This is a genomic window from Niastella sp. OAS944 (assembly GCA_024809215.1).
GTDB lineage: Bacteria > Bacteroidota > Bacteroidia > Chitinophagales > Chitinophagaceae > Niastella.
Genome location: JANUBW010000001.1, coordinates 1,969,432 through 1,994,192 on the forward strand (window position 1 = coordinate 1,969,432; position 24,761 = coordinate 1,994,192).

Consider the following 24,761-nt stretch of genomic DNA (forward strand, 5'->3'; position numbering starts at 1 on the left):
AGCCCCTCACCCCTCCATCATTCTAAGGAACGGATGAAAAACATCGCTTTCATCGTCATCGAACTTTATATTGGTGATGTCGAAATTCATTTTGAGTGAAACGCCTTCTTTTATAATGATCCCTTCACGACGAGTGGTTTTATACCCCTTTTTCTCCAACACAATGATCACTTCGCCTACAGGCATTTGAGGAATTTTAAAATTGCCCAATGCATCGGTAGTAAACTCTTTTTTCTCCTGTCCTTTTGTTGTGGAAATAGAAACGGTTACACCTTGTACAGGCTTTTTGGTAGAAGCATCCGCTACGCATCCTTGTAATACAGGCTCTGTCGACTTACGATTACCGTTATCGCCATTAGCTTTGGTTAACAAGGAAAGAGGCAATAACGCTGCGAGCAACAGGTAATTTTTTTTACCTCTCATAAAAATTAGTGTTTAAAAGGTTGGCAAACCAAACATCAGCCGCCACAAGTTTTCAACGGGACCAACTACAAAGACACAAGGTACATACACAATGTTGCATCCTTACCTGAAGGTACTATAATTATAAAGAATTTACCCAGTTAAGTGTCGTTTTAGCACGGAAATATTTACTCACGATTCACCCAGGTCGATCTCGGTATTGTCGCCAATATTCAAACTACGGCTTTCACCTTTTACCTCGGTATCGCTCCCAATTAGGGAATTGTTTAATACAATATCGTAGAGGTCTGCAAATGAACCTATAATAGAATCTTTAATTATTGAATAACTGATGGTGGTCTTTTCGCCAATGGTTACATTGGGCCCAATGATGGAGTTTTTGATATCGCATCCTTCGGCCACGCTTACCGGGGGTATAATAATAGTGTTCTCAAAATTGTGATCGGGGCTAATGATACCACCAAACTTTTTTAGCAAAGTGGCATTCGACTCAAGCAGGGTATCCTTCTTACCACAGTCGAACCAGTTTTGCACTTTGAACGGTTGAAATTTGGCGCCATGCTGGATCATACATTCCAGGGCATCGGTTATGCTAAACTCGCCCCGCACCATTACCTGGTTGCGGATATTGCTTTCGAGGCAATTGAACAGGAATGACGTTTCTTTTATGCGGTAAATACCCACCAGGGCCATGTTCGATTTGGGGATCTGCGGTTTTTCAACCACCCGGGTAATAAATCCGTCTTCGCCCATTTCCACCACGCCAAAATCGCGGGGATCATCAACCCGTTTAACAGCCAGGGCCGAACAGGGCATATCGAGCAGTTCCTTTACATCGTACTCGCAAATGGTATCGCCCAAAACAATGAATATTTCATCATCGCCCACAATATCTTTTGTAAGTTGAATGGCGTGACCTATGCCGTGGCGTTCGCTTTGGGTCACGAACCAGGCTTTCAGTTCGGGATATTTCTCTTTTACGTAGTCCTGAATTTTATCGCCCAGGTAGCCAACAATGAAAACAAATTCATTGATGCCTGCCTCGCGTAACTGGTCAACAATTATGCTGAGGATAGTTTTGCCGGCCAGGGGTATAAGTGCCTTAGGTTGAGTATACGTGTGCGGTCGCAGTTTTGTGCCTGCACCTGCTACGGGAATGATTGCTTTCATTTGAAAAATATTTGTTTTTCACCATCCGCCACCGGCGGCGAAACATCCAGGCGTTTTTATTCTGTTCCTTTCATTATTCAATCTCTGCGAAGCACTGGTTGTAACCTGAAAAACAAGTGGTTTGTTTTTTTCAAAGCCGTGAAAATAGTAAAAAATATTTTACCAGCGTTTGTTAGTTGTAAAACGGTTGCCGGTTACCAGTTACCAGGTGCCGGTTTCATTTACCGGGTGTAATTCTTTCTACCAAGCCGTTACAGGTTACAAGGTACAGGTTACAGGGCCTTTTGTTCAGCAATCGTCACAAGCCGCCACCTCGCGCATTAATGTTCCCCTGAAGCCAACTGTGTATTTCCTGGTAACAGGCAACAGGCAACCGGTAACCGTGTATTTGTATTTCTCTGGAACCTGCAACCTGGAATCTGCTAAAAAACCGGGAAACAATCAACTAAGCACTAAAAACTAAGAACATAAAACTAACTTTTAACTAATTTTGCGCCATGCAAAAAGACACGCTTGTATTTGACCTTCTTAAAAAAGAACTTGAACGTCAAAGAAATGGAATAGAACTCATTGCTTCCGAAAACTTTACCAGCTACCAGGTAATGCAGTCCATGGGCTCAGTACCTACCAATAAATATGCGGAAGGCTATCCCGGCAAACGCTATTACGGTGGTTGTGAAGTGGTGGATGAAATTGAAACACTGGCCATTGAACGCCTGAAAAAAGTATTTAACGCCAGCTGGGCCAACGTACAACCCCATGCCGGCGCCCAGGCCAACGTTGCTGTATTTTTAGCCTGTCTGAAACCCGGCGACAAGATCCTGGGTCTCGACCTTAGCATGGGTGGTCACCTTACCCACGGCAGCCCTGCCAACTTCAGCGGTAAAAACTACCAGGCATTGTCTTATGGCGTAGTTAAAGAAACCGGTTTGGTCGACTACGACCAGCTGGAAGCCATTGCCAAAAAAGAAAAACCCAAAATGATCATTTGCGGCGCTTCTGCTTACAGCCGCGACTGGGATTATAAACGCATTCGTACAGTGGCCGATCAAATTGGCGCCCTGGTAATGGCCGATATAGCCCACCCCGCCGGTTTAATAGCAAAAGGCCTGCTGAACGATCCGTTCGATCATTGTCATATTGTTACTTCTACTACACATAAAACCCTGCGCGGCCCTCGTGGCGGCATCATTATGCTGCGTAATGATTTCGATAACCCGCTGGGTGTTAAAGATCCCAAAGGCAACATCCGCTCTATGAGCTCCTGCCTCGATCTGGCTGTTTTCCCTGGTATGCAGGGCGGTCCCCTGGAGCATGTTATTGCTGCTAAAGCTGTAGCATTTGGAGAGATCCTTACCGATGAGTTCAAAACTTATGGCGAGCAGATCATCAAGAACGCCCAGGCCATGGCTGCTTCTTTTGTTAAACGTGGTTACAACCTCATTAGCAATGGTACCGATAACCACCTGATGCTGATTGACCTGCGTAACAAAAACCTGACTGGTAAAAAGGCCCAGGAAACACTCGACAAAGCACATATCACGCTTAATAAAAATGCGGTTCCATTCGATGATAAGAGCCCATTCGTTACCAGCGGTATCCGTGTTGGCGTACCTGCCATCACTACCCGTGGTATGAACGAAGGCCACATGGAAACCGTGGTTAGCATGATCGATAAAGTATTGATGGATACTGATAATGAAGCTACACTTACTTCTGTTAAGAATGATGTGCATGCCTTTATGAAACAGTTCCCATTATATCCTGAATTAGGATAACATCGTCAATGATGAATGGCCAATGGTGAATAAATCCACCGTTGGCCATTTACCCTTACATATTGACCATTCACCTTTCACCATTCACCGTTATGATCCAACGTCTACAATCTATTTGGTTACTGCTGGCCGCTGCCGCCGCTTTTTGCAGCCTTCAATTTTCATTTTACAGTGGCAATATCATTGCAGCCAATCAGGCCAAATCATTTGCTGCCTTAAATGCACAAAGTAACTTGCTGCTACTGATCTTATCGGCAGGTGTAGGCATCGCTTCTCTTATTTCTGTTTTCCTATACAAGAACAGAAAGACCCAGTTACGGATCGTATTGGTGACCCTGTTAGTGAGCATCATTAACCTGGTATTGTTCTTTACACAAACCAAGAAGTTTGTGCCCGGCGAAGGCAACTATAACCTCACCGCCATCTTCGCCATCATTGTTCCTGTATTTCTTATTCTTGCTATGAGAGGCATCAGAAGAGATGAGAAGCTTGTAAAAAGCTTAGACAGACTTCGGTAATCGGCAGTCGTGAATCGTGAATCGGCAATAGTTTCCGAAACCTCAGGCCTCGCTTATTGTAAAACGGCAAACGGCATACGCGAAAGGGCTCACGTAATTCGAGCCTTATATCTGTTAGCTTTAAATCTGCTTGCAATCACTCGCGAGTCTCGAATACAGGAACTATGAACTAAGAACTCAGAACTGAATAACTATTTCCCTACCTCCCATTCATAGGCAATAAACTTCTTCCCTGTTTTTAACTGGGTAGTTATAACTTTTACCCTTATGGTAAGAACGCCATTGCTATACAGGGTGTGTTGTGCCTCTTTAAAATCGTATTTCGCAGTAGACTTATAGTTATTTGCCAATAGCCAGGAAGCCATTTGCTGGTATTCTTCTTTCTCGTATGTACGGTACGTGAGCAGCCTGCTTTTCATGTTCCTTACCTGGGCATCCATTAATATTACAGAACGCGCCACCCCTTTCCCGTCCTTCTCTTTATCGAACCAGCCATATTCATATAACGAGCTGGTTGAATCAACATCTTTTTTCATCAGCAGATAGTCGGCTTTTTTTAACGTCGTATCTACACGTTTTATAGGCCAATCGAGCATTTCTATAAGCCGGGGAGGTGTAACCGCTTGTGAGTAGGCAGTAACAGTTATGATTATCAGCAATAAAGAGATTAATATTTTTCTCATTTAACCTGGTAAAGTTTTTGCAAAGTAACAAAGCCAAATGCTTTTGTAGTGTTAAAACGGGAGTGCTGGTATGGTGAAATTCGGTTAAGGCAACTCGTAAAACTCCCAACGCACTCGTTATCATATTTTAATCCGGTAAAATGATTTTGATTTTTGAATTTTATTATTACCTTCGACTCCATATCCGCCCCCTAGTGAATAATTGTTAAAGATCAATTTTATTCTCAAGATCTCCCTAACGTAGTTTCCATTATTCCAATATCTGTTAGAATTTCCTACCTGTTGTATTTCCCTGTTTTTGAAACATCCTTTATTGGGTCCAAATCCTTTTAAATCCCACCGGTTTAGGTATTTAATTACTTACTCCAAATTTTCAATTACCTGTCTAAAGCCCAGGCATCCTTACACGAGGTAAGATGCTACCGTCATCCGTATGTTCTTCAAACAGCGGCATAGCAGTGTATTTTATTTCTGAACCTAATAAATGTATGTATGAAAAAGTTTTACCTCTTAATTGCATTAGTTGTCTTTTCAATTGGGTTAAGGGCCCAGCTCACCTGTCCGTCCGTAGCCTTCCAGTATTCGTTATCATCACCAACGCCGCATTGCGTTATCAATGTTAGCGGTTTCCCTACAGGCGGGCCCACTATTGTATTAAACCTGGTTGCAGCCAGCGGAGCTTTAATTCCTGAATTTGGCACCACTAATGATTTTGAAGTTAATGTTAATCCAGCCTCAGGCAGCGCCAGCTTCTACTATGACTGTGCCGGCCCTGGAGTACACCATATCTTAGCAAAACGCCTGGCTGCCAATGGTACAATAGAAGACTGTCAGGTAACTAACATCATAGCTGCGGGTCCATTGCCCATGAAGCTTACTGCCTTTAACGGAAGATTGGAGAATGAAACTTCTGTTGACCTTGCCTGGACGTCAGTTGTTGAAATGGACAGTTATAAATATGAAGTTGAAAGAAGTGCCGACGGCAAAAACTACATCAAAGTAGGTACAATAAAAGCTGCCGGTGCGTCAAATGAAGCGATCAAATATAGCTTTAAAGATCCATTACCCGGAAGCGGCGCTTTCTACTACCGTTTGAAGCAGGTTGACATCGATGGTAAATTCGAATACTCAAAAAGCGTGTACGTGAACAGTAAAAGAGGTTCAAGCGCAGTTACCAAAGTATTCCCTAATCCATTCGTTAGCGAAATACAACTCATTGGAGCTACTTCTGCCGACCTGAATATACCTGGCAACGTTAAAGTGTTCAACATGACTGGTCAAATGATCAAATGGCGCATCACTGGTGCAAACGCCATTGCAATTGATGAATCGGCCCCTAAAGGCATGTATTTGATCAAAATTGGTGAAGCAACTCACAAATTGGTGAAGAACTAATAAGGTTACAAATGATTTAGATAAAAAATCCTCCCGGTTGTACCGGGAGGATTTTTGTTTTATAGTGTATTTCCTCGTTAACTCGTCAACCCGTCAACTCATAAACCTTCCTGTATAACTCTCCTTCACCTTCTTCAACCCTTCCGGTACACCGGCATATACAATGTTTCCGCCAGCGTCGCCTGCTTCGGGACCAAGATCAATGATATAGTCGGCGCTTTTTATTACATCGGTATTATGTTCAATAACCAAAATGGAATGCCCCTGCTCAATAAGCGCATTGAACGAGGCCAGCAGCTTTTTAATATCATGAAAATGCAAACCGGTAGTTGGCTCATCAAAGATGAATAAGATATGCCCCTGGCTGCGTCCTTTTCCCAGAAAGGAAGCCAGCTTTACCCGTTGCGCTTCACCACCCGATAAAGTATCTGATGACTGCCCCAGCTTCACATAACCCAAACCTACATCGCTGAGCGGTTTTATTTTATTGATGATGTCTTTTTCATCTTTAAAAAATTCAAGCGCTTCATCAACACTCATCTCCAGCACCTCGTATACGCTCTTTTCTTTGTAGGTTACTTCAAGTACTTCTTCCTTGAACTTTTTACCACCACATACTTCGCAGGTAAGATGTACATCGGCCAAAAATTGCATTTCAACAATTTGTTCGCCTTCGCCCTTACAGGTATCGCAGCGGCCACCATCAACGTTAAACGAAAAGTGTTTGGGTTGAAAACCGCGGATCTTACTCAACGGTTGTTTAGCATACAGATCACGCACTTCGTCCCAGGCCTTTATATACGTTACCGGATTACTGCGCGATGATTTACCAATGGGGTTTTGATCAACCAGTTCTATTTGTGAAATATAATCTATATCGCCCGTGATGGCTTTGTGCATACCCGTTTTTTCAACAGGTTCGCCTTTGATCTTTTTAAGCCCGGGGTAAAGTATTTGTTTTACCAGTGTTGTTTTACCGCTACCGCTTACACCGCTTACTACACACAATACATTCAGCGGAAAGGTTACATCCACGTTCTTGAGGTTGTTCTGCCTTGCACCTTCAACACTTACCGTCCGGGTAAACTTGCGTACAGTGCGGGGCACTTCAATTTTCAGGTCGCCGCGCAGGTATTTACCGGTTAAGCTTTTATCGCTCTTTATAATGGCATTGTAATCGCCCTGTGCAATCACTTCGCCACCGAGGTGCGATGCAAGCGGCCCCATATCGATGATATAGTCAGCTTCCCGCATCATCATTTCATCGTGCTCAACCACTACTACGGTATTACCCAGGTCGCGCAGTTCTTTCAGCACCTTTATCAGTCTTTCGGTATCGCGTGAGTGCAAACCTATCGACGGTTCATCAAGTATATATAATGAATTGGTAAGGTTGCTGCCTAATGAGCGCGTTAATTGTATACGCTGACTTTCGCCACCACTTAGTGAATTGGCCAGCCGGTTGAGCGTTAAATAACCCAAACCCACATCGAGCAGGGTCTTTAGGCGGTGGTGTATTTCAATTAAGATGCGTTTAGCTACCTGTTTGTCGTAATCGCTCAATTGTAACGAAGCAAACCAAAGCGTTAGTTCATTAACGGGCATTTCGCACAGTTCGCCAATATGCCGCCCCCCTACTTTTACATACAGGGCTTCTTTACGCAGGCGGTAGCCGTTACAATCGGGGCATTGTGTTCTTCCCCGGTAGCGCGATAACAATACGCGGTATTGAACTTTATACAGGTTTTGTTCTACCTCTTTAAAAAAGTCGTTGATACCGTTCACAAATTCATTGCCTTCCCATAACGTTTTATATTGTTGTTTGGTAAGGTCAATTATTGGTTTATGAACCGAAAAGTCGAATTTGCGTGCGCCGCGAATGAACTGGTCTTTCCAGGCGCCGAGTTTTTCGCCTTTCCAGGGAGCTACCCCGCCATCATATACACTTAACCGTTTATCGGGTATTACTAGGTCTTCATCTATACCCAGCACCTGGCTAAACCCTTCGCAGGTGGGGCAGGCGCCAAACGGGTTATTGAAAGAGAACAGGTTTGGAACCGGTTCTTCGAACTGCATACCATCGAGCTCGAAGCGGTTACTGAAATGCAATTTAGTGGCGCCGTTAATTTCCAACATCAACTCACCTTCACCTTCATAAAAAGCGGAGCCTATTGAATCGGCCATGCGGTGGCGGTCGTCTTCATCAAAATCTTTAACCACTAACCTATCGACCAACACATACACATCGCCGGTAAGTTTGGCCACTGCGCCGTTTTTTTCGTTGGCTGAATCAATGAGTTCCTCAATGCGTAGTATTTCCCCATTGTATAAGCGGGAAAAGCCTTTTTGCATCAGGATGTTCAGTTCTTCGAGCGGTTTACGGTTTTTGTGTTGTTTGAACGGTATCAGGATAAGTACCTTATCGCCGGTCTTACGGTTAGCGATGGCCTCAATTACATCGTTCGTATCGTCTTTTTTCACTTCGCGGCCCGAAACGGGGGAAATGGTTTTGCCTGTACGGGCAAATAGTAAACGCAGGTAATCGTAAATTTCCGTCATACTACCTACGGTTGACCGTGGGGTACGGGTTATTACCTTTTGTTCGATAGCGATGGCGGGGCATAACCCCTTGATATAATCCACATCGGGTTTTACCATACGGGCCATAAACTGCCGGGCATAGGCGCTAAGGCTTTCTGCGTAGCGCCGTTGACCTTCAGCAAATAACGTATCTATAGTAAGTGAAGATTTACCAGAACCCGATACCCCCGTAACCACTATGAACTTATTTCGCGGAATTTCAACCGAAATATTTTTTAAGTTATGCACACGGGCGCCCTTTATGTATATATTATCGGAGGGTTTGGGCGCCGTACTTTCCACTGTTTTTGCCTTTGTTGATACTGCCATAAATAAAAGACAACAAATTTATTGTTTTGTTGGAGGATTATTTTAAATAGTTTCTTTAGCGGTTATTGGGTAAAAAAATCTAAAAAATGCTTAAAGTTTGCTTTTTTCGAAAAAGTCTCTATCTTTAGTTGGTAATTTGTACAACGAAACGAAAACTAAACACACCGCCTATCGCACGGACACTTCTACTCAGAAAAGCCATTCAATTTAAAAATCCATATTAATTAATATCCTATCACCTTCAAAAAACCGTAGAAGTTTATGAGTTCACTACGTAAAAAAACGGATCATGAGTTAATCACAGACTTCCAGGATGGAGATCTGAATGCTCTTGAAACACTCATCCTTCGCCACAAGGAAAAAATGTACACTTCAATTTTATTCCTCGTTAAGGACAAATATCTCGCCGAAGATATTTTCCAGGATGTGCTTATCAAGATCATTGACACAATTCGTGGAGGTCGTTACACAGAGGAAGGAAAGTTTCTTCCCTGGGCAATGCGTATTGCTCACAACCTGTGTGTTGATCACTTCCGTAAAGTTAAACGTACCCCTGCTATCAAAACCAGCGACGACAGGGATATATTTGAAGTAATCAATTTCACAGAAGACGGTGCCGATCAAAAAATGATGAAGCGTCAAAGTTATGACCGCGTTCGTCAGATGCTTGATCTGTTACCTGATGATCAGCGCGAAGTGATCATTTTACGTCATTATGCCGATCTGAGCTTTAAAGAGATCGCAGCTTTGACCAATTGCAGCATCAACACTGCATTAGGCAGAATGCGTTACGGCCTGATCAACTTACGCAAAATGATGTTGCAAAAGAAGATCGCTTTGTAGTTTTTTTACTTTAGAGAAGGGTACTTACAGAAATTTAACAGCATTTCTGAAAAGGGAACGGAATAAGCTGCTTAATTTTGACGAGATAACGATTTGAGAAAGTAAAAATATTGTCATTCTGGCCCTCCATCCGGGCCCATTTTCCTGAATTGCTTGCTTGCCGGAAGGCTGGAACAGAATGACGCCTAATTAAACACCCCACTCAGGCTGAGCGGGGTGTTTTCTTTTTTAGTATGTTAATTACATATAAAAACAACAAACCTCCCATTGATTGGGAGGTTTGCATATAAGAAGTAGTTAAATGAATAACTGAATTCGCCTATTTGGCTGCTGTTTGCGTGCCTTTTTTATAAGCATCTACACCACATTCCAACCATTGCGCAAATTCATTGGCGCTGGGGGTATAACCCTTTGTTTTGGTAAGCACTTTTTCATCGGGACTAATTATAGCATACTGAGGTTGCGCCACAGCATCGAAGTTCTCCGATTGAAAAGTAGCCCATTTATCACCTACCGTTATGATCTTTTTTTGCGCCCCGGTTTTGGTAGTAAAATTAACCTGTTGCGCGGCAGGCAGGGCCCGCTTTTCATCAACATACAGCGATACAATAATGAATTTATCCTTTATCAACTCGCTTACCTTTTCATTGGGCCATACATTCTCTTCCATTCGGCGGCAGTTTACACAAGCCCAGCCGGTAAAGTCAATCAACACCGGTTTGCCCTCTTTTTTAGCACGCGCCAGCGCTTCTTCATAATCGTTCCGTAGGGGCTCAATGCCTTTTTCACAGTTTATAGGGTTACTATACAGGCTATAACAAAGTGGTGGCGGAAAGCCGCTGATAAGGCCCAGGTTAGCGCTGTGAGTATTGGTGAGGCCGGGTATAATATACAGGGTTGCCGAAGCAAAAAGCACTATAAACGCGATCCTTGTTTTGCTGAACTTTTTAACGGGGCTGTCGTGCGGGAACCTGATCTTACCTAACAGGTATAATACGATCAAAATACCAATCACTACCCATATGCCCAGAAATACCTCTCTTTTCAAAAAGCCCCATTGTTTTACCAGGTCGGCATTCGACAAAAACTTTACCGCCATAGCCAGTTCCAGGAAACCCAGCACTACCTTAACGCTGGTAAGCCAACCGCCCGATTTTGGTAATGATTGCAACCAGCCGGGGAACATGGCAAATAACGCAAATGGTAAGGCCAGGGCCAAACCAAAACCAGCCAGCCCAACCGTTAACGGCCAGGCGCCTTCACCCGCGGTTCCAACCAATAAAGAACCAAGTATAGGCCCAGTGCAGGAGAACGAAACAATTGCCAGTGTAAGGGCCATAAAAAAGATACCGCCCATACTGCTCATACCCGATTTAGAATCGATCTTATTGGCCAGCCCGCTTGGCAAACCAATTTCAAAATAACCGAAGAATGAAATGGCAAAGAACACGAAGATGAGGAAGAACACAATGTTCAGCCAGATATTTGTGCTGATGTTATTGAGGATCTCAGGCTGTACCCCATCAACCAAATGAAACGGTGTGCTCAGTAATATATAGATCAGGAAAATAAACAAGCCGTAGATAACAGCATTGGTCACTCCTTTTTTTCTGTCCTGGCTTTGTTTGGTAAAGAATGAAACGGTTAAAGGGATCAATGGAAATACGCAGGGCGTAAACAATGCTATAAAGCCGCCCAGCATACCCAGAAAGAAAATGCTAAGCAAACTTTTACCACCGGTATCTTCATCGCCACAGGGGCTTATGGGATTCTTGAGGTCAAAGCTTTCAACCTTGATCTTTGTAGTAGATGCCACACCGCCTTCTAACGCAATAGAGAAGGGATGATCGTTGAGCGAATAGAACTCATCGCCCTTACCATAGGTATACCGAAAAGTACCTAACAGGTTGGCGGGTACGGTGCCGCTGAATTGTACCGTAATGGTGAACGTAGCGGGCCCTTCATACACTTTAAAAGAAGCGTTATCAAAAAGCGGGTTCTTAAATGCAACACTATTACCCGACTCCTTAAATGGCTTTTTTATTTCAATTGAAGAATCGCCAAATGCCAGCTCAACACTGGGCACATCGGCTATTGCTTCATTGGCGCCATATAACTGCCATTTGTTGTTACCGGGGGTAGAGAAGGTTAATTCATATACCTTATCCTGAATTCTTTTACCGGCTACTTCCCATTTGTAAGCAGTTGAGTCCTGGGCCTTAACCACGGTGGAGCTGAAACAGCAAAGCGCTATCAAACTCCATAGAAAATGTTTCATAAAATGCGTTCCTGGTTTATGTAAAAAACAAACGAGTTCTTATTAACAAGAACCCGTTCATACCAATTAATTATTTATTGTATCGTAATACATTAACCGCCTATTGCTACGCTAAATTCTGTTTCGGCAGGGGGTAAACATTTTTCGTCGTTACACACCATGTACTCCACTTTACCCGCCAGCTTTGTTTTTCCGCCTTTGATCTTTACTTTTTGCACAAACACAACCTTGTTCTCGTAATACTTCACTACCCCACCCCATACTTCTTCATTCTTGCTGATCACTTTACCTTGTTCATTAACTGTTCCGTCCAGCACTACCAATGGGTTTTTTGAGAATGTAAATGAGGTTGGAATAGGACCGTCAACCCCTACCTTCTGGGAGTAAATATGCCAGCCGCCGTTTACAGTGGCCGTCATTTGAACTTCGTATGTTTTGTCGGCAATTTTCTTTGATGAAAACGCCCATTTTACTTCATTGCTCGATTGCGCCATGGTTACGGCACTGATCAGGGTCACCAAAATGGAGAGCAGAGTTACCTTCATGTTGTTTTTGTTTACTTATTAAAACAGTTTACCTGTTCCAAAAGTCTAAAAAAGAAACTTAATAATATTCTAAATATTTATTAAAGCGCTTTTTCAGGGATAGCTGCATTGATACCCGCAAACAATGCCTGTAACACAATGCGTCCGTCGGTATTGCCCAATGAGTTGTTGGTAGCTCTTTCGGGGTGTGGCATCATACCAAACACATTGCCCTGTTCATTACGAATACCGGCAATATTGCGGGTAGCGCCATTAGGGTTAGCCTGGGCGTTTATTTCGCCATTTTCGTTGCAATAACGATATATAATCTGGTTATTAGCTTCCAGCTTGTTAAGGGTTGCTTCGTCGGCAAAATACCTGCCTTCGCCATGTGCAATGGGTATTTTCAGTGCTTTATCGCTGCCCAAACCTTTTATGTGTACATTTTTGCAAATAAATTGTTGATTGGCATTACGTAATAAAGCGCCGGGCAATAAATGCGCTTCACATAATATTTGAAAGCCATTACAAACTCCCAGCACCTTGCCGCCTTTTTGGGCAAACTCAATCACACTTTGCATAATGGGGCTGAACCGGGCAACAGCGCCGGTACGCAGGTAATCGCCATAAGAGAAACCGCCGGGCAGTACAATGCAATCCTCGGTTGAGAACATGCTGAGGTCTTTTTCTTTATGCCAAAGCATTATAACTTCCTGATTAAGATCATTTTGCAAGGCATCCTGCATATCGCGATCGCAATTGGAGCCGGGGAAAACTACAACACCAAATTTCATCTGAGAATATTTATTGTAAAATGAACCGCAAAGATAGTATGTTTTCTGGTTACCCCCGAGCCTCTTGGCACGAAGGAGCTGTTGCAGGTTACAGGTTGCAGGGAAATGCAAATGCAAGTTACCGGTTGCCGGTTACCAGGTACCGGGAAAACCCTTGAAACCTGAAACCTGTAACCTGAAACGCAATCCTATAAGTAGGATTTATCAATCAAGTATGTAGAAAGTAGTTAAGATAGATCGCCCACCCAAACACCACCCAATGTATAATGGTGGTAACCCGGCGGGAGCCGATATAAAAATACATGGCGGCATGAAAGGCGGTAATGGGCACCGAACAAAGCATCCAGCTTACATAATTGCTGCCCCCATCGGCCATAATAATTAGCATGGCCATTATAAGGTACAGCAACAGCAGGCTCCAGCTTTTACGTACATGAATGTACATCTTGTTCAGGTTGGCCTGTACAAAATACCCCCCAATCATAAAGGGAACTACTAACAAAATAATACTGATGGTAGTATATACCGATGAGGGTATTGCCGGCAGGCTGATGCTGAATACCGGCTTTATTTTATTCCAGTCCCATGCATTGCTCAGGTATAGCACCAGAGCCAGAAAATAATACGGCATGGTAATACCCAGCAAATTAATGGCCCACTCCTTCAGGCGGAATGGCCGCATTATAAACAATGCCAATAATACCAGTGCCACAAACACAACGGCCGGGCGGTATAATAAGGTAACTATGCCCATTAGCACCCCAATACTAAAAATGGCCCCGGCGGGTCGTTGAATAGTGGGCAGGGTGGTCATGCGGTAAAAGACCCAAATAAGAAAGGTGTTGGCCAACAGGGGCGCCGAAAAATAGTTCCACTCAATAAACAATGAGGTGGTAAGCATATGCGCCATGGCCGGCAGGTAGTTGGGCCTGGGCAATAACTTTTGCTCGTTGCAAATGCGATTGAAAAGCAATGCCTGACTGTATAAAAGCAGGAAGGAGAACAGCACGTACAACACCGGATGAATGTTGAGCGGCTTTAAAAAACTGATCAGCCAGTTGTATAGAAAATGGTCTTCCGGTTGCTGTAACGGACCGGCAGGGTGCAGAAGTAGATTAAACTTAAGAATTAAACCATATACCAGTAATACGATGATATTACTGGAGGTTTTTTGCTTGAATATTCCTGTCACTCAAACAGTAATTTAAAATTCAATTTTGGCGAAAGTAAGATAGTTCCTGTATTGACAGGGAACGATCATGGAACCACCACTTACCTGCTTACCCAACCTCGGCATAAACTCAACGCCTCTGTCGAGGTTCTTCAATGTTGGGTGCCTGGTAACTTTACCATCGGCCGCTATGCTGTGGTCATTTAGTAACAAGGTCCTGCGCTCGTACAAATTAAATAAAAAATGCAACTCTCCCCCGGTTATCATCAGCGAATGTGATACCAATGCATCGGTTTCGTCGTCGAACTGCGTTTTTGAGATCACATTGCTCCACTGCAGGGTTTCATCCTTATCGAACGAAAGCACCATTATGTTCTCGGCATGATAACGGGTTGCGGAAGAACCGCCGTACCGGTTCCAGGGCGAACGCCAGGGACTATAGTAGGGCGACCAGTAACTATAATCGAGCGGCGACGACCAGGGATTGTTCCAATACAGGTAATCCCACCTATTAAACGTTCCGCCGCGCGATGTAGTATACATCGACTCGGCCGTTAGTATATAACCGCCATCCCTTTTTATAATGATATCGCTGATAAAATAGTCGTTAAAGGCGATCTTCAGGTTGGCATCGGGCCCCTTGGCCTGTTTGCGCAGGTCTTCGTTAAAGGCCAGCATCATTTCTTTTATGACCGAATCGGCGGCTTTATCCCAAATTACGGAGTACAGCCCTTCAACATTGCCACGTTTTTGTTTATAGTACAAAGCCGAGAAAAGATAACGGCGGTTGGTATTATCAACTTTGATCTTTACTTCATCGAGCACCCGGTCGTCTTTCTTGTTCACATCGCGAATAGTGAACCTGTCTTCCCCCGCCTTTTTGGTTATCAGTTCAAGGTTACTAATGTAATCGCTCCCGTTCTTTCGCATGAATTTGCCAAACACCATATCGCCATCGTTATCGAGCAGGAAATCGGTAAAATAGTCGTTCCGCTCTTCCATGGCAATGCTCATATGGTGTTTATTCTGTAACTCCATATTGGCGTTAAACAGCAGCGTGGTGAACAGGAAATTCTTGGGGTTCTTGTTATTGATCTTGAACACCATGATCTTTTGCTTGTCGTCGCTATAGATGGTGCTGTACAGTTTGTTACTGGCGGCCCAGCCTATGCGGGTAGTATCGAGCTCAAGGGGCTCGCTCATTCGTTTGGCATTGGCATCGAGCTTTACCCCCATGCAATAAACAATGCTGCGGCGCTGGAACTGGTAGATCATCCAAACGTGGTCGGCATACGGCACAAAATCAACATTGATCCAGCGGTCGTCTACGTATTCCAACTTTACGCGTTCCACCAGCTTCATGTCGTTATTGTAAACGCTGATGGCGTTTTCGTTGCGGTTATTTTTAAAAACGAGAATATTGCTGCCTATTTTACCAATTATTTCAAAATCGGTACGGCGGCTGTCTTCACGTTCAGCCAAAGAATAAGTGATCCTTTGTGCGGTACTGGCAAGTGAAAAAGCTCCCAGCAACAATACTACCAGCAGCAATTGTTGCCCTATTTTTTTACCTTGTTTCATCATGGTGCTGCGATGCATGGTTATATGCTCAAATTACTGATTGTTAAACGGCTGCCCAAACTTTCGTAATAAATTTAAGCATTCCTTTTTTATTGATTCACAGACAACCAAAAGTGCATAAAATTCGTCGCCCTAACCATTTGGAAATATAAATTGGCCGGGAATTAATTTTTTTACGTATACCTTTGTACCGGGCGCCCCGGCTTGAAAACCCGGGGTGCTATTATTTTTATTAAAAACCCTTTGATAACGGGGATAAGCGACACTACCGTGGGCAAAACAACAAACAAAGTTACCGTTGCTACCTTACTCATTGCGTTAGGAATTATTTATGGCGACATTGGAACTTCTCCATTATACGTTCTGAATGCGATCACCAAGGGCCGGATAATTGATGAAAGATTGGTACTGGGCTCTTTGAGCTGCATCATCTGGACACTCACCCTGCAAACCACCTTAAAATACGTAGTGCTTACCTTAAAAGCGGATAACCGCGGTGAAGGGGGCATTTTTTCGTTATACGCACTGGTAAGGCGGCAAAGAAGATGGTTGGTGATACCTGCCATGCTGGGGGGCGCTGCCCTGTTAGCCGATGGTATGATCACGCCGCCCATCTCCGTTACCTCGGCCATTGAGGGTTTACGCAACATTGAGGGAATTGGCCGAATTGAAGATAGCACCATCGTTTATATTGTTATTGGCATCATCAGCGTACTGTTCTTCCTGCAGCAGTTTGGCACTGCTTCCATAGGCAAAATGTTTGGCCCTATTATGTTCTGCTGGTTTTGTATGCTGGCGGTGCTGGGGGCTACGCACCTGTTAGATGACCTGCACATTTTTAAAGCCTTCAGCCCATATTACGCCATAGACCTGTTAGCCAACTATCCTAAAGGGTTCTGGCTGTTGGGTGCCGTATTTCTTTGTACTACCGGGGCCGAAGCCCTGTACAGCGACCTGGGCCACTGCGGCCGCGAGAACATCAGGTATTCGTGGATCTTTGTAAAAGCCTGCCTTATAATAAACTATCTGGGTCAGGGCGCATTTCTGCTGGCAAATTATAAAGGCCAGACAATTACCCAGTATATGATCGACATAAAAGGGTTCAACCCCTTCTTTAAGATCATGCCCGAGTGGTTTGTACTCCCCGGCATTGTGATTGCCACTGCTGCAGCCATCATTGCCAGCCAGGCCCTCATCAGCGGATCGTTTACCCTTATTAGTGAAGCCATGCGGCTGAACCTGTGGCCCAAGCTGAAAATTAACTATCCCACCGAAGAAAGGGGACAGTTATATATTCCCGGCATTAATATGTTGTTATTTGTGGGTTGTGTGGGCATGGTACTATACTTTAAGAAAGCCACCAATATGGAGGCGGCTTATGGTATGGCCATCACCATGTGTATGATAGCCACCACTATTTTGTTTGCCAACTTTTTGGTGTCGCGCCGGGCAAAACCCATTTGGATATACCTGTTCCTGATCGTATACCTCACCATAGAACTGTCGTTCCTGTTTGCGAACCTCGAAAAATTCCCGCACGGAGGTTTTGTTACCCTGCTGGTTGGCGGCGGCCTGTTCTTTGTAATGTATATCTGGTACCGCGCCCGTAAGATCAAGAACCGTTATGTGGAATTTGTTCGGTTAGAACATTATATACCACAGATCCAGGAATTGAGTAACGACAAAACCGTACCCAAGTACGCTACCCACCTGGTATACCTTACCAGCGCCAATAACCCCAAGGAAATTGAGCATAAGATCATTTATTCCATCCTCAATAAAAAGCCCAAAAGGGCCGATATCTATTGGTTTGTACACGTTGATACCCTCGACGATCCTTATACATGCGAGTATACGGTAGAGCACATCATTCCCAACGACATCATTCGGGTTGAGTTCAGGTTAGGATTTAGAATGGAACCCAAGATCAACCTGATGTTCCGTAAAGTGGTGACCGACCTGGTGGCCAATAAAGAGGTGAATATTACCAGCCGCTACGAAAGTCTTGAACGGAATAATGTGGTGGGCGATTTCCAATTCATTGTAATGGAAAAATACCTGAGCCAGGATATTGAGCTGCCATTCTTCGAAAAGATGATCATGCGTTTGTATTTTATGGTAAAGGAATACAGCCTGTCGGAAGAACGCGGTTTTGGCCTCGATGTGAGCAACGTGACCATCGAAAAATTCCCGCTCATTGTAGCGCCTGTTCCTAATTTAAATTTGAAACGGGTGTTTCATGATGATGAACATGTTTATTAGTTCATAGTTTATGGTTTATGGTTCTTAGTTGGTGCGAATTTTGGGACTCGCGATTATTCGCGAACCACCTAAAAGTTCAGTAACTTCAGTGAACAGTGAACTATGAACTGAAAACTAAGAACTAAAAACTAATTGATTGCCAACTTTCGTGTGGTATATTATCGGCAGCCTGCTGCTCCTGTTTGTAGCAGTGTACTTCATTCAGGATAGATTTATTTTCAAACCGGAAAAGCTGCCGGCCGATTTTCAGTTCAAATATGATATCCCTTTTAATGAATTGTTCTTCGATATTTCACCGGGGGTGCGCATCAATGGTTTACACTTCTACCGCCAGGCACCCAAGGGACTGATCCTTTATTTTCATGGCAATACCCGCAGTATTAAAGGCTGGGCTAAGTATGCCCGTGATTTTTACCGTTACGATTATGATGTGGTACTGGTAGACTACCGGGGTTTTGGCAAAAGCACCGGCAAACGCAGCGAAAAGGATATGCTGAACGATATGCAATTCGTTTATAATGTATTGACCGGAAAATACCCCGAGCACCACATTATTGTTTACGGGCGCAGTATCGGCAGCGGCTTTGCAGCCAAAATAGCCAGTGATAACAAACCCCGCTACCTTATACTCGACTCGCCCTATTATAACTTTCGCATTGTTGTAGAACGCTTTCTGCCCATATTGCCCATTCGCTGGGTTTTACGTTACCATTTGCGTACTGATAAATGGATACGCCATGTAAACTGCCACACCTACATTATTCACGGCACCCGCGACCGCCTGATACCCATAAAACACAGCGAAAGACTGCAAAAGATCAATCCCAATAAGATCACCCTTATTCGCATAATTGGGGGCCGACATAATAACTTACCTAGTTTTCCTGAGTACCACAATTTTGTAAGAGATATTCTTAAGTATTAAAGCTGCTATAGCTAACTTGCATTTTCTATGACGAAAAAGATCCTCTTTCGCTGGCTCAAAGTTTTTATACTGGTATACTGTTTAATAGGCATTGCTATTTATTACGGACAGGATAAAGTGCTTTTTCATCCGCAGCCTTTAGCCGAACATTCGCAATACACTTTCCCCTGGGCGTTTAAAGAGGTGAACATCCCGTATACCAAGAAATCGAATATCAATATTATTCAATTTGCCGCCAAAGCACCGCAACCCAAAGGCGTGGTATTGTATTTTCATGGCAATAAGGAGAATATTCTTCATTACGCTAAAGCTGCGCCCGATTTCATTAACCGTGGCTACGATGTATGGATGATCGATTACCCCGGCTTTGGCAAAAGCACCGGTGATTTTACCGAACAACGGTTGTACGATTGGGCGCTGATATTTTACAAACTTGCGCAGGCCCATTACAGAAAGGACAGCATTATTATTTATGGTAAATCAATGGGTACCGGCATAGCCGCCCAACTGGCCACTGTTCGCGACTGTAAAGCGCTGATACTGGAAGCGCCGTATTATAGTTTTCCATCGATAATAGGCAGCTGGTTACCGATCTATCCGCTTAATAAGATGATCAAATTCAAACTGCCAACCCACCAATACCTGCAGGAGGTTACCAACCCGGTAGTTATTTTCCATGGCTCAAGCGATAACACCATTCCCTACCGTAATTCAAAAAGGTTGAAGCAGTACTTGAAAGCAACTGATGAGTATGTTACTATAGAAGGCGGGAAGCATAATGATTTGACTACGTTCCCTGAGTATCAAAGTAAGCTGGATTCTTTGTTAAGATAGTACTGTGATCTAAGTAACTGAAGTAGGAGGTATGAAGTAAGAGGTATGAAGTGAACTAACTTTGAAACGCAAAATAATGGGCGCGACAGCGCCTCGTATTTCTTACGTCTTACCTCGTACTTCTTACTTCTCACAACTATTATCTAAAAACAATCCTCTATATGGGAACAACGTTCAAATCCTTATTCAACTTTATCTTATCCGGTATCGCCGCAATAATTTCTTCTTTCAGCGCTTCAATAAGGCGTTTTTTTACAAAATCGCGGTGCACTACAATACTTACTTCCCGCATGGGGGCCGGCTTTTTAAAATGCCTTATAAGCTGTAGCTGACGTGCGCTCATATCGAGTGTGGTGAGTTCGGGCAAAATAGTAATGCCATCGTTTATTTCAACCATGCGGCGCAGGGTTTCAATACTTCCCGCTTCATATTCAAAGTGGGTTCCCATTTCACTTGCCCGGCGCAGCTCGCACAGGTTTACAATTTGCGAACGAAAGCAATGCCCTTCTTCCATAAGCCATAATTTTTCGGGGTCTATATCTTGGGCCAGCACGTAGGTCTTTTTATAGGCTGCATTTTTACGCGAAACATAAGCCAGCAACTCTTCATAGAACAATACATGCTCTTTGATGCCATTTTCCTGTAACGGCGTTACAAGAATACCTACATCTATACGCCCTTCCCGTAACCGCGTAACAATGTATTCGGTCATCAGTTCCTGCACCACCAGTTTTATATGCGGGTATTTTTTGTAAAAGCTTTGAATGAACAAGGGCAACAGGTAAGGTGCCAGGGTTGGAATGATGCCAATGCGCAGCTCACCGGTTAAAATGCCCTTTTTGGTTTGAACCAGTTCGTTGATCACATTCTTTTCCGATAAAATGCGGCGGCCCTGCTCTATGATCTCCACCCCAATTTCAGTAGGCACTACGGGCTGTTTGCTGCGATCGAATATTTTAACACCCAATTCTTCTTCGAGCTTTTGCACCTGCATACTCAGTGTAGGCTGGGTAACAAAGCAATGTTCGGCGGCAGTTGCAAAATGCCGGTATGTGTCAACAGCCACTACATATTCTAATTGAACAAAGGTCATAATAGTTTTTGTCTATTGATCTATAAAATTAATCAATTTGATTTATCGCCAAAAATATCGAAGTTTTGTATTCCAATACAGGTCACAGGAGTAAATTATAGTTTAGGTTAAAGTATGCCACCGGTTCCTGATCGCAGGGGGGTGGCATTTTTGGTGAGTGGTGAGTGGTGAATGAGACCTCTATAAAAAACAAAATACGAAGCGGAGAGCTTCGTAAAACGGCAAACGTGAAACGGCAATCGGCGATCGGCAATCGGCAATAACTCGCGAATTTTGGGCCTTGCTACAATTGGCTGGCTGCAATTAGTGCGAATCCTGCCCCTGGAAACCATAACTAACAAACTGAACAACTGAACAACTCAATAACTATAAACTGTGAACTAAAAACTAAGAACTAAAAACTAAAAACTAAGAACCACACCCACCACAACCACCACCGCACCCTCCACCACAACTTCCCCCACCACTACACCCGCTACCGCATCCCCCGCCCGAGCCACTACCATTGCCAGCTTCTTTAAGAAAATTATGCACGGTTTCAGAAACGCGGTCAGTAAAGGGAAGCAATCCAAATAAACCTATGAGCGATGCTCCTTCGGCATAACCGGTTAAGGCCTCATTTCCTCTCATAACAAAATCAGCCACTACCTGGTCTTCGTATAACCAGCCGTACCGGTGCCTGGTGCTGGCGGTTTCCCTAACTCTTTTGTACATGGCTGTTGTTCGTGAAAGCGCTTTTGCGATCATTGAACTAATGAACAGCAAAGCCATCATTTCAAGGAAAAGGTAGTTTACCGGTTTGTGGTTTGCCACGCCCTGCATGAACCGCGCAATGCCTATTGCTACCGGAATAATAAGAAAGTTGTATTTCTTAAAGAACCGTTCTTTACGGTTTGCCAGTTCATGCAACCGTTCTAAACTGGTGAACACATCACGTACATCTTTACCCCAGTTCTCCATAATGCTTTCGTAAGTAACACAACTGCGTCCTTCCTTTAAGAAGCAAGGTATCAGCGGGTTCTGTTCATTATCAGGTTTTATGTAGCGGTCGGGGTACAGCATGAACATTTTATCGGTGGTTAGCACCAATAAGTTTCGCCGCATAAGGTCAATGATCGCTGTTTGTATAAACCGTTTTCTTCCGTACAGGAATTGAGCGGTCTCAAACGCAGTGGCTTCCTGGGGGAACCAGTTGTTTGCAAGTGCAGGAAAGTGTTTAACCTTTTCGTTTTGAATGAGCATGTAACAAAGAAGACTACATACTGTAAGCACCGGAAGAAAAACTAAGAATTGCGGACCTTTAAGTGAGAAGGGAAAGGCAACGCCGTATTTGAAATAAATGAGAAAGAAGGGAAACAGTAACGCAAGAACAATGAAGAGTTTTACAGCATTTCGTATGACCGGAACCGGTTCTTCAACAGGGGGGTCAATGTTTTTTGGTGGTGGCCATATTTCAATGGGCGGTGGTGATTCAAAAACTGATTGGTATAACACCAGTGTATCGGCATACCAATCGCGGTGTTTGTGATCTTCTTCATCTCCTCCCCGGGATGGATGGTGGTGAATATCTTTGTTTAGTGTGTTCTTACACAGCTCGATCCAATAAGATTGTGTGTAAGTAAGGTGTAAGTGCCAGGCTTCGTCTACAGCCTGTGAGGGCGATGCGCCATTTGGAGAGATACAACATAAGAAAAGAAATTTCCGGTATTCCTCAATAACCTGTTCAGTGTAGGAAGGTGACCAGTTTTGTTTTGCAGATAACTTTCGGGAGAAAGTAATTTCTGCTTTCGGGTCATTGAGGGGAAATTGTTGAATTGCACTCCAAAGGCTTCTGTGTTCTTCTACTTTCATATTTCTGTCTTTGGTTACATAAAGTTATAACGGAGTTAACCAAACGTACAAGGAAACATGTATTACCAAATTGTTAAGCCCGGTGGAACATTTAATTTCCCGTGAAACTCTGATATGGAACGTTTGTGGAACTAATTATTTCCTCCACAACCACCGCAGCCGCCACCTCCACCAACGCTGCTACCACCACCGCCGCCACTACTACCGCTGCAGGTATAACCGCCGCCACCCCAAATGGTTCTCCCTGCCGGTTTTACCGGTAGCGCAGGAAACAAGGCGATCATTGGCGCCAGCATAAGGGTGGCAGGCAACCATTCCAGTACACGCTTTCCATTTACTGCATAATCATTCACTATATCATCGGCATACAACTGTTTACCACCAGCTTTATAAACCAATAATTGTTGTAATTTATTTTTTATAACATTGGCTGTAGTTAAATAAGAGCTCATCACCATGGATAATATGATAAAACCTATTATTTCCAAAATAAGAAAACCAACAGGACGGCTATTTATGACACCCTGAATTATCCTTGCAAGCCCTATAAGAAATACGATGAGTAAAACCCAATTCTTTTGAAGCCACGTTTCTTTATAATTATTAAAATATTGCAATTGCCCTATACCTGAATGCTCAAACAATTGCCGCTTATACCAGGTATCGGCAATAAAGCTATAAGGAACTGAGCTTCCATCGGCCTCGGCCAACAATGCCGGAACAAAGGGATTCTCTTCCTTCTCCGGCGCCAGATAGTTGCTTCGGTGTATTAATATTCTTCTTTTATCGTCAACTGAAACTATACCCCTTCTATAAAGATCCAACAGGCAGGTTTGTATTGCCCGCTCTTTTCCATGTACTAAATGCGTAAGTTGAAAAATGTTTGCATTATTGAGCGGCCATACGTTCACGATATTACCCATACGCATTATCTTATCGTTCCGGTACAGGTAAAATGCAATTAAAGCAGTGATGCACAATATTGCATAGTATTGTAAGAACAGCGGGCCATTTAATAAGTATGGCGATGCTATACCGGTGATAAGATAAGTAATGCCAAACGGAAGCAATAATAACAGTACGATAGCCAGTAATGTTCCTTTGCTAATAAGCAGGTAAGGCCGTACATGCTCCCACAATGATGCGGCTGTTTGTTTTGCCGGCCGTGGCCAAATATCTGCCGGTGGTTGTTCGCCAAATACCGATTGGTACAGGCTTAACGTTTCATTGTACCAATTTAAATGTTTGTGATCTTCCTGTTCGCCGCCGCCTGAAGGGTAATGGTGAATGTCTTTGCCAAGTGTATTCTTACAAAATGCGTCCCAGTATGATCTGGTGTAGGTTAAGTGCAGGTGCCAGGCTTCGTCAACTGCTTTTGAGGGCGCAGCACCGTTGGGTGAAATACAACATAAAAAAATAAACCGGCGGTATTCTTCTATAACCCGTTGGGTATACGAAGCCGACCATTTCTGCTGACTGGCCAGTTTTTTTGAAAAGGTTATTTCAGCGTTCGGTTCATCAAACGCAAATTGTTGAATTTTGTTCCAAAGGATCAGGTGCTCATTTAGGTTCATATGGTGAATGGTGAATGGTGAAAACAGCCGCTGAAACCCAAAGCCGAAGGCCTAAAGCCAAAGGCGAATACAGCTACGCGCTACCTGTTAACTGTTAATCAAGCTGCTGCACAGAGCGCCTCTATCACCTTTCAACTCTATCAACCTTTCAACC

At 43.7% G+C, this 24,761-nt stretch carries 20 protein-coding genes; 8 read left to right on the top strand and 12 right to left on the bottom strand.

Annotated features, from left to right (window positions below):
- Nucleotides 1-6: 6 nt before the first annotated feature.
- A complete protein-coding gene (locus GGD38_RS07635; RefSeq protein ID WP_375298602.1) occupies nucleotides 7-423 on the bottom strand; it encodes a carboxypeptidase-like regulatory domain-containing protein in 417 nt (138 codons plus the stop codon).
- A 171-nt stretch (nucleotides 424-594) separates the two neighbouring features.
- Nucleotides 595-1,593: a sugar phosphate nucleotidyltransferase gene (locus GGD38_RS07640; RefSeq protein ID WP_375298601.1), complete on the bottom strand. Its 999-nt coding sequence runs from the start codon at nucleotides 1,591-1,593 to the stop codon at nucleotides 595-597.
- Nucleotides 1,594-1,762: 169 nt separating this feature from the next.
- On the opposite strand from GGD38_RS07640, the gene GGD38_RS07645 reads away from it, so the two are divergent.
- From GGD38_RS07645 to GGD38_RS07655, 3 genes are all read left to right on the top strand, one after another.
- Nucleotides 1,763-2,056: a hypothetical protein gene (locus tag GGD38_RS07645; protein ID WP_375298600.1), complete on the top strand. Its 294-nt coding sequence runs from the start codon at nucleotides 1,763-1,765 to the stop codon at nucleotides 2,054-2,056.
- 34 nt (nucleotides 2,057-2,090) lie between these two features.
- On the top strand, nucleotides 2,091-3,371 hold the full coding sequence (gene glyA / locus GGD38_RS07650) for a serine hydroxymethyltransferase (RefSeq protein ID WP_375298599.1): 1,281 nt from the start codon (nucleotides 2,091-2,093) through the stop codon (nucleotides 3,369-3,371).
- 92 nt (nucleotides 3,372-3,463) lie between these two features.
- Nucleotides 3,464-3,889, top strand: coding sequence for a DUF4293 domain-containing protein (locus tag GGD38_RS07655; protein WP_375298598.1), 426 nt, complete (start codon nucleotides 3,464-3,466; stop codon nucleotides 3,887-3,889).
- Between the two features lie 191 nt (nucleotides 3,890-4,080).
- Here the strand turns inward: GGD38_RS07655 and GGD38_RS07660 are convergent, their stop codons facing one another.
- Nucleotides 4,081-4,572: a hypothetical protein gene (locus tag GGD38_RS07660; RefSeq protein ID WP_375298597.1), complete on the bottom strand. Its 492-nt coding sequence runs from the start codon at nucleotides 4,570-4,572 to the stop codon at nucleotides 4,081-4,083.
- A gap of 492 nt (nucleotides 4,573-5,064) precedes the next feature.
- On the opposite strand from GGD38_RS07660, the gene GGD38_RS07665 reads away from it, so the two are divergent.
- On the top strand, nucleotides 5,065-5,967 hold the full coding sequence (locus GGD38_RS07665; RefSeq protein WP_375298596.1) for a T9SS type A sorting domain-containing protein: 903 nt from the start codon (nucleotides 5,065-5,067) through the stop codon (nucleotides 5,965-5,967).
- 93 nt (nucleotides 5,968-6,060) lie between these two features.
- Here the strand turns inward: GGD38_RS07665 and uvrA are convergent, their stop codons facing one another.
- Nucleotides 6,061-8,877, bottom strand: coding sequence for an excinuclease ABC subunit UvrA (gene uvrA, locus GGD38_RS07670; RefSeq protein WP_375298595.1), 2,817 nt, complete (start codon nucleotides 8,875-8,877; stop codon nucleotides 6,061-6,063).
- Between the two features lie 261 nt (nucleotides 8,878-9,138).
- On the opposite strand from uvrA, the gene GGD38_RS07675 reads away from it, so the two are divergent.
- The gene (locus tag GGD38_RS07675; protein ID WP_081169610.1) at nucleotides 9,139-9,720 is read left to right on the top strand and encodes an RNA polymerase sigma factor; all 582 of its coding nucleotides are present in this window, start codon (nucleotides 9,139-9,141) and stop codon (nucleotides 9,718-9,720) included.
- Between the two features lie 319 nt (nucleotides 9,721-10,039).
- Here GGD38_RS07675 and GGD38_RS07680 read toward each other — a convergent pair whose 3' ends face one another.
- From GGD38_RS07680 to GGD38_RS07700, 5 genes are all read right to left on the bottom strand, one after another.
- Complete coding sequence (locus tag GGD38_RS07680; protein WP_375298594.1) at nucleotides 10,040-11,998, bottom strand: protein-disulfide reductase DsbD family protein; 1,959 nt, start codon at nucleotides 11,996-11,998, stop codon at nucleotides 10,040-10,042.
- Nucleotides 11,999-12,090: 92 nt separating this feature from the next.
- On the bottom strand, nucleotides 12,091-12,543 hold the full coding sequence (locus tag GGD38_RS07685; RefSeq protein ID WP_375298593.1) for a protein-disulfide reductase DsbD domain-containing protein: 453 nt from the start codon (nucleotides 12,541-12,543) through the stop codon (nucleotides 12,091-12,093).
- An 80-nt stretch (nucleotides 12,544-12,623) separates the two neighbouring features.
- The gene (gene purQ / locus GGD38_RS07690; RefSeq protein WP_375298592.1) at nucleotides 12,624-13,316 is read right to left on the bottom strand and encodes a phosphoribosylformylglycinamidine synthase subunit PurQ; all 693 of its coding nucleotides are present in this window, start codon (nucleotides 13,314-13,316) and stop codon (nucleotides 12,624-12,626) included.
- Between the two features lie 208 nt (nucleotides 13,317-13,524).
- Nucleotides 13,525-14,508, bottom strand: coding sequence for a DUF6427 family protein (locus GGD38_RS07695; RefSeq protein ID WP_375298591.1), 984 nt, complete (start codon nucleotides 14,506-14,508; stop codon nucleotides 13,525-13,527).
- A gap of 12 nt (nucleotides 14,509-14,520) precedes the next feature.
- Complete coding sequence (locus GGD38_RS07700) at nucleotides 14,521-16,071, bottom strand: hypothetical protein (protein WP_375298590.1); 1,551 nt, start codon at nucleotides 16,069-16,071, stop codon at nucleotides 14,521-14,523.
- A gap of 267 nt (nucleotides 16,072-16,338) precedes the next feature.
- Between GGD38_RS07700 and GGD38_RS07705 the strand changes: the two genes are divergently transcribed.
- The 3 genes from GGD38_RS07705 to GGD38_RS07715 all read left to right on the top strand — a co-directional run bounded on the left by GGD38_RS07705 (nucleotide 16,339) and on the right by GGD38_RS07715 (nucleotide 20,089).
- On the top strand, nucleotides 16,339-18,330 hold the full coding sequence (locus GGD38_RS07705; RefSeq protein ID WP_375303713.1) for a KUP/HAK/KT family potassium transporter: 1,992 nt from the start codon (nucleotides 16,339-16,341) through the stop codon (nucleotides 18,328-18,330).
- Nucleotides 18,331-18,466: 136 nt separating this feature from the next.
- Nucleotides 18,467-19,255, top strand: a complete 789-nt coding sequence (locus GGD38_RS07710; RefSeq protein WP_375298589.1) for an alpha/beta hydrolase — start codon at nucleotides 18,467-18,469, stop codon at nucleotides 19,253-19,255.
- A 27-nt stretch (nucleotides 19,256-19,282) separates the two neighbouring features.
- The gene (locus tag GGD38_RS07715; protein WP_375298588.1) at nucleotides 19,283-20,089 is read left to right on the top strand and encodes an alpha/beta hydrolase; all 807 of its coding nucleotides are present in this window, start codon (nucleotides 19,283-19,285) and stop codon (nucleotides 20,087-20,089) included.
- A 157-nt stretch (nucleotides 20,090-20,246) separates the two neighbouring features.
- Here the strand turns inward: GGD38_RS07715 and GGD38_RS07720 are convergent, their stop codons facing one another.
- The 3 genes from GGD38_RS07720 to GGD38_RS07730 all read right to left on the bottom strand — a co-directional run bounded on the left by GGD38_RS07720 (nucleotide 20,247) and on the right by GGD38_RS07730 (nucleotide 24,607).
- Nucleotides 20,247-21,182: a LysR substrate-binding domain-containing protein gene (locus GGD38_RS07720; protein ID WP_375298587.1), complete on the bottom strand. Its 936-nt coding sequence runs from the start codon at nucleotides 21,180-21,182 to the stop codon at nucleotides 20,247-20,249.
- Between the two features lie 408 nt (nucleotides 21,183-21,590).
- Complete coding sequence (locus tag GGD38_RS07725) at nucleotides 21,591-23,033, bottom strand: glycine-rich domain-containing protein (RefSeq protein WP_375298586.1); 1,443 nt, start codon at nucleotides 23,031-23,033, stop codon at nucleotides 21,591-21,593.
- A gap of 131 nt (nucleotides 23,034-23,164) precedes the next feature.
- Nucleotides 23,165-24,607, bottom strand: coding sequence for a hypothetical protein (locus GGD38_RS07730; protein WP_375298585.1), 1,443 nt, complete (start codon nucleotides 24,605-24,607; stop codon nucleotides 23,165-23,167).
- Between the last annotated feature and the right edge of the window lie 154 nt (nucleotides 24,608-24,761).

Bases quoted from the DNA above. Each gene is read 5' to 3' on its own strand.
- GGD38_RS07675 (WP_081169610.1), top strand. From the start codon at position 9,139: ATGAGTTCACTACGTAAAAAAACGGATCATGAGTTAATCACAGACTTC.
- GGD38_RS07680 (WP_375298594.1), bottom strand. From the start codon at position 11,998: ATGAAACATTTTCTATGGAGTTTGATAGCGCTTTGCTGTTTCAGCTCC.
- GGD38_RS07725 (WP_375298586.1), bottom strand. From the start codon at position 23,033: ATGAAAGTAGAAGAACACAGAAGCCTTTGGAGTGCAATTCAACAATTT.
- GGD38_RS07715 (WP_375298588.1), top strand. From the start codon at position 19,283: ATGACGAAAAAGATCCTCTTTCGCTGGCTCAAAGTTTTTATACTGGTA.
- uvrA (WP_375298595.1), bottom strand. From the start codon at position 8,877: ATGGCAGTATCAACAAAGGCAAAAACAGTGGAAAGTACGGCGCCCAAA.
- GGD38_RS07640 (WP_375298601.1), bottom strand. From the start codon at position 1,593: ATGAAAGCAATCATTCCCGTAGCAGGTGCAGGCACAAAACTGCGACCG.
- GGD38_RS07665 (WP_375298596.1), top strand. From the start codon at position 5,065: ATGAAAAAGTTTTACCTCTTAATTGCATTAGTTGTCTTTTCAATTGGG.
- GGD38_RS07685 (WP_375298593.1), bottom strand. From the start codon at position 12,543: ATGAAGGTAACTCTGCTCTCCATTTTGGTGACCCTGATCAGTGCCGTA.
- GGD38_RS07660 (WP_375298597.1), bottom strand. From the start codon at position 4,572: ATGAGAAAAATATTAATCTCTTTATTGCTGATAATCATAACTGTTACT.
- GGD38_RS07635 (WP_375298602.1), bottom strand. From the start codon at position 423: ATGAGAGGTAAAAAAAATTACCTGTTGCTCGCAGCGTTATTGCCTCTT.
- purQ (WP_375298592.1), bottom strand. From the start codon at position 13,316: ATGAAATTTGGTGTTGTAGTTTTCCCCGGCTCCAATTGCGATCGCGAT.
- glyA (WP_375298599.1), top strand. From the start codon at position 2,091: ATGCAAAAAGACACGCTTGTATTTGACCTTCTTAAAAAAGAACTTGAA.
- GGD38_RS07700 (WP_375298590.1), bottom strand. From the start codon at position 16,071: ATGATGAAACAAGGTAAAAAAATAGGGCAACAATTGCTGCTGGTAGTA.
- GGD38_RS07720 (WP_375298587.1), bottom strand. From the start codon at position 21,182: ATGACCTTTGTTCAATTAGAATATGTAGTGGCTGTTGACACATACCGG.
- GGD38_RS07730 (WP_375298585.1), bottom strand. From the start codon at position 24,607: ATGAACCTAAATGAGCACCTGATCCTTTGGAACAAAATTCAACAATTT.
- GGD38_RS07655 (WP_375298598.1), top strand. From the start codon at position 3,464: ATGATCCAACGTCTACAATCTATTTGGTTACTGCTGGCCGCTGCCGCC.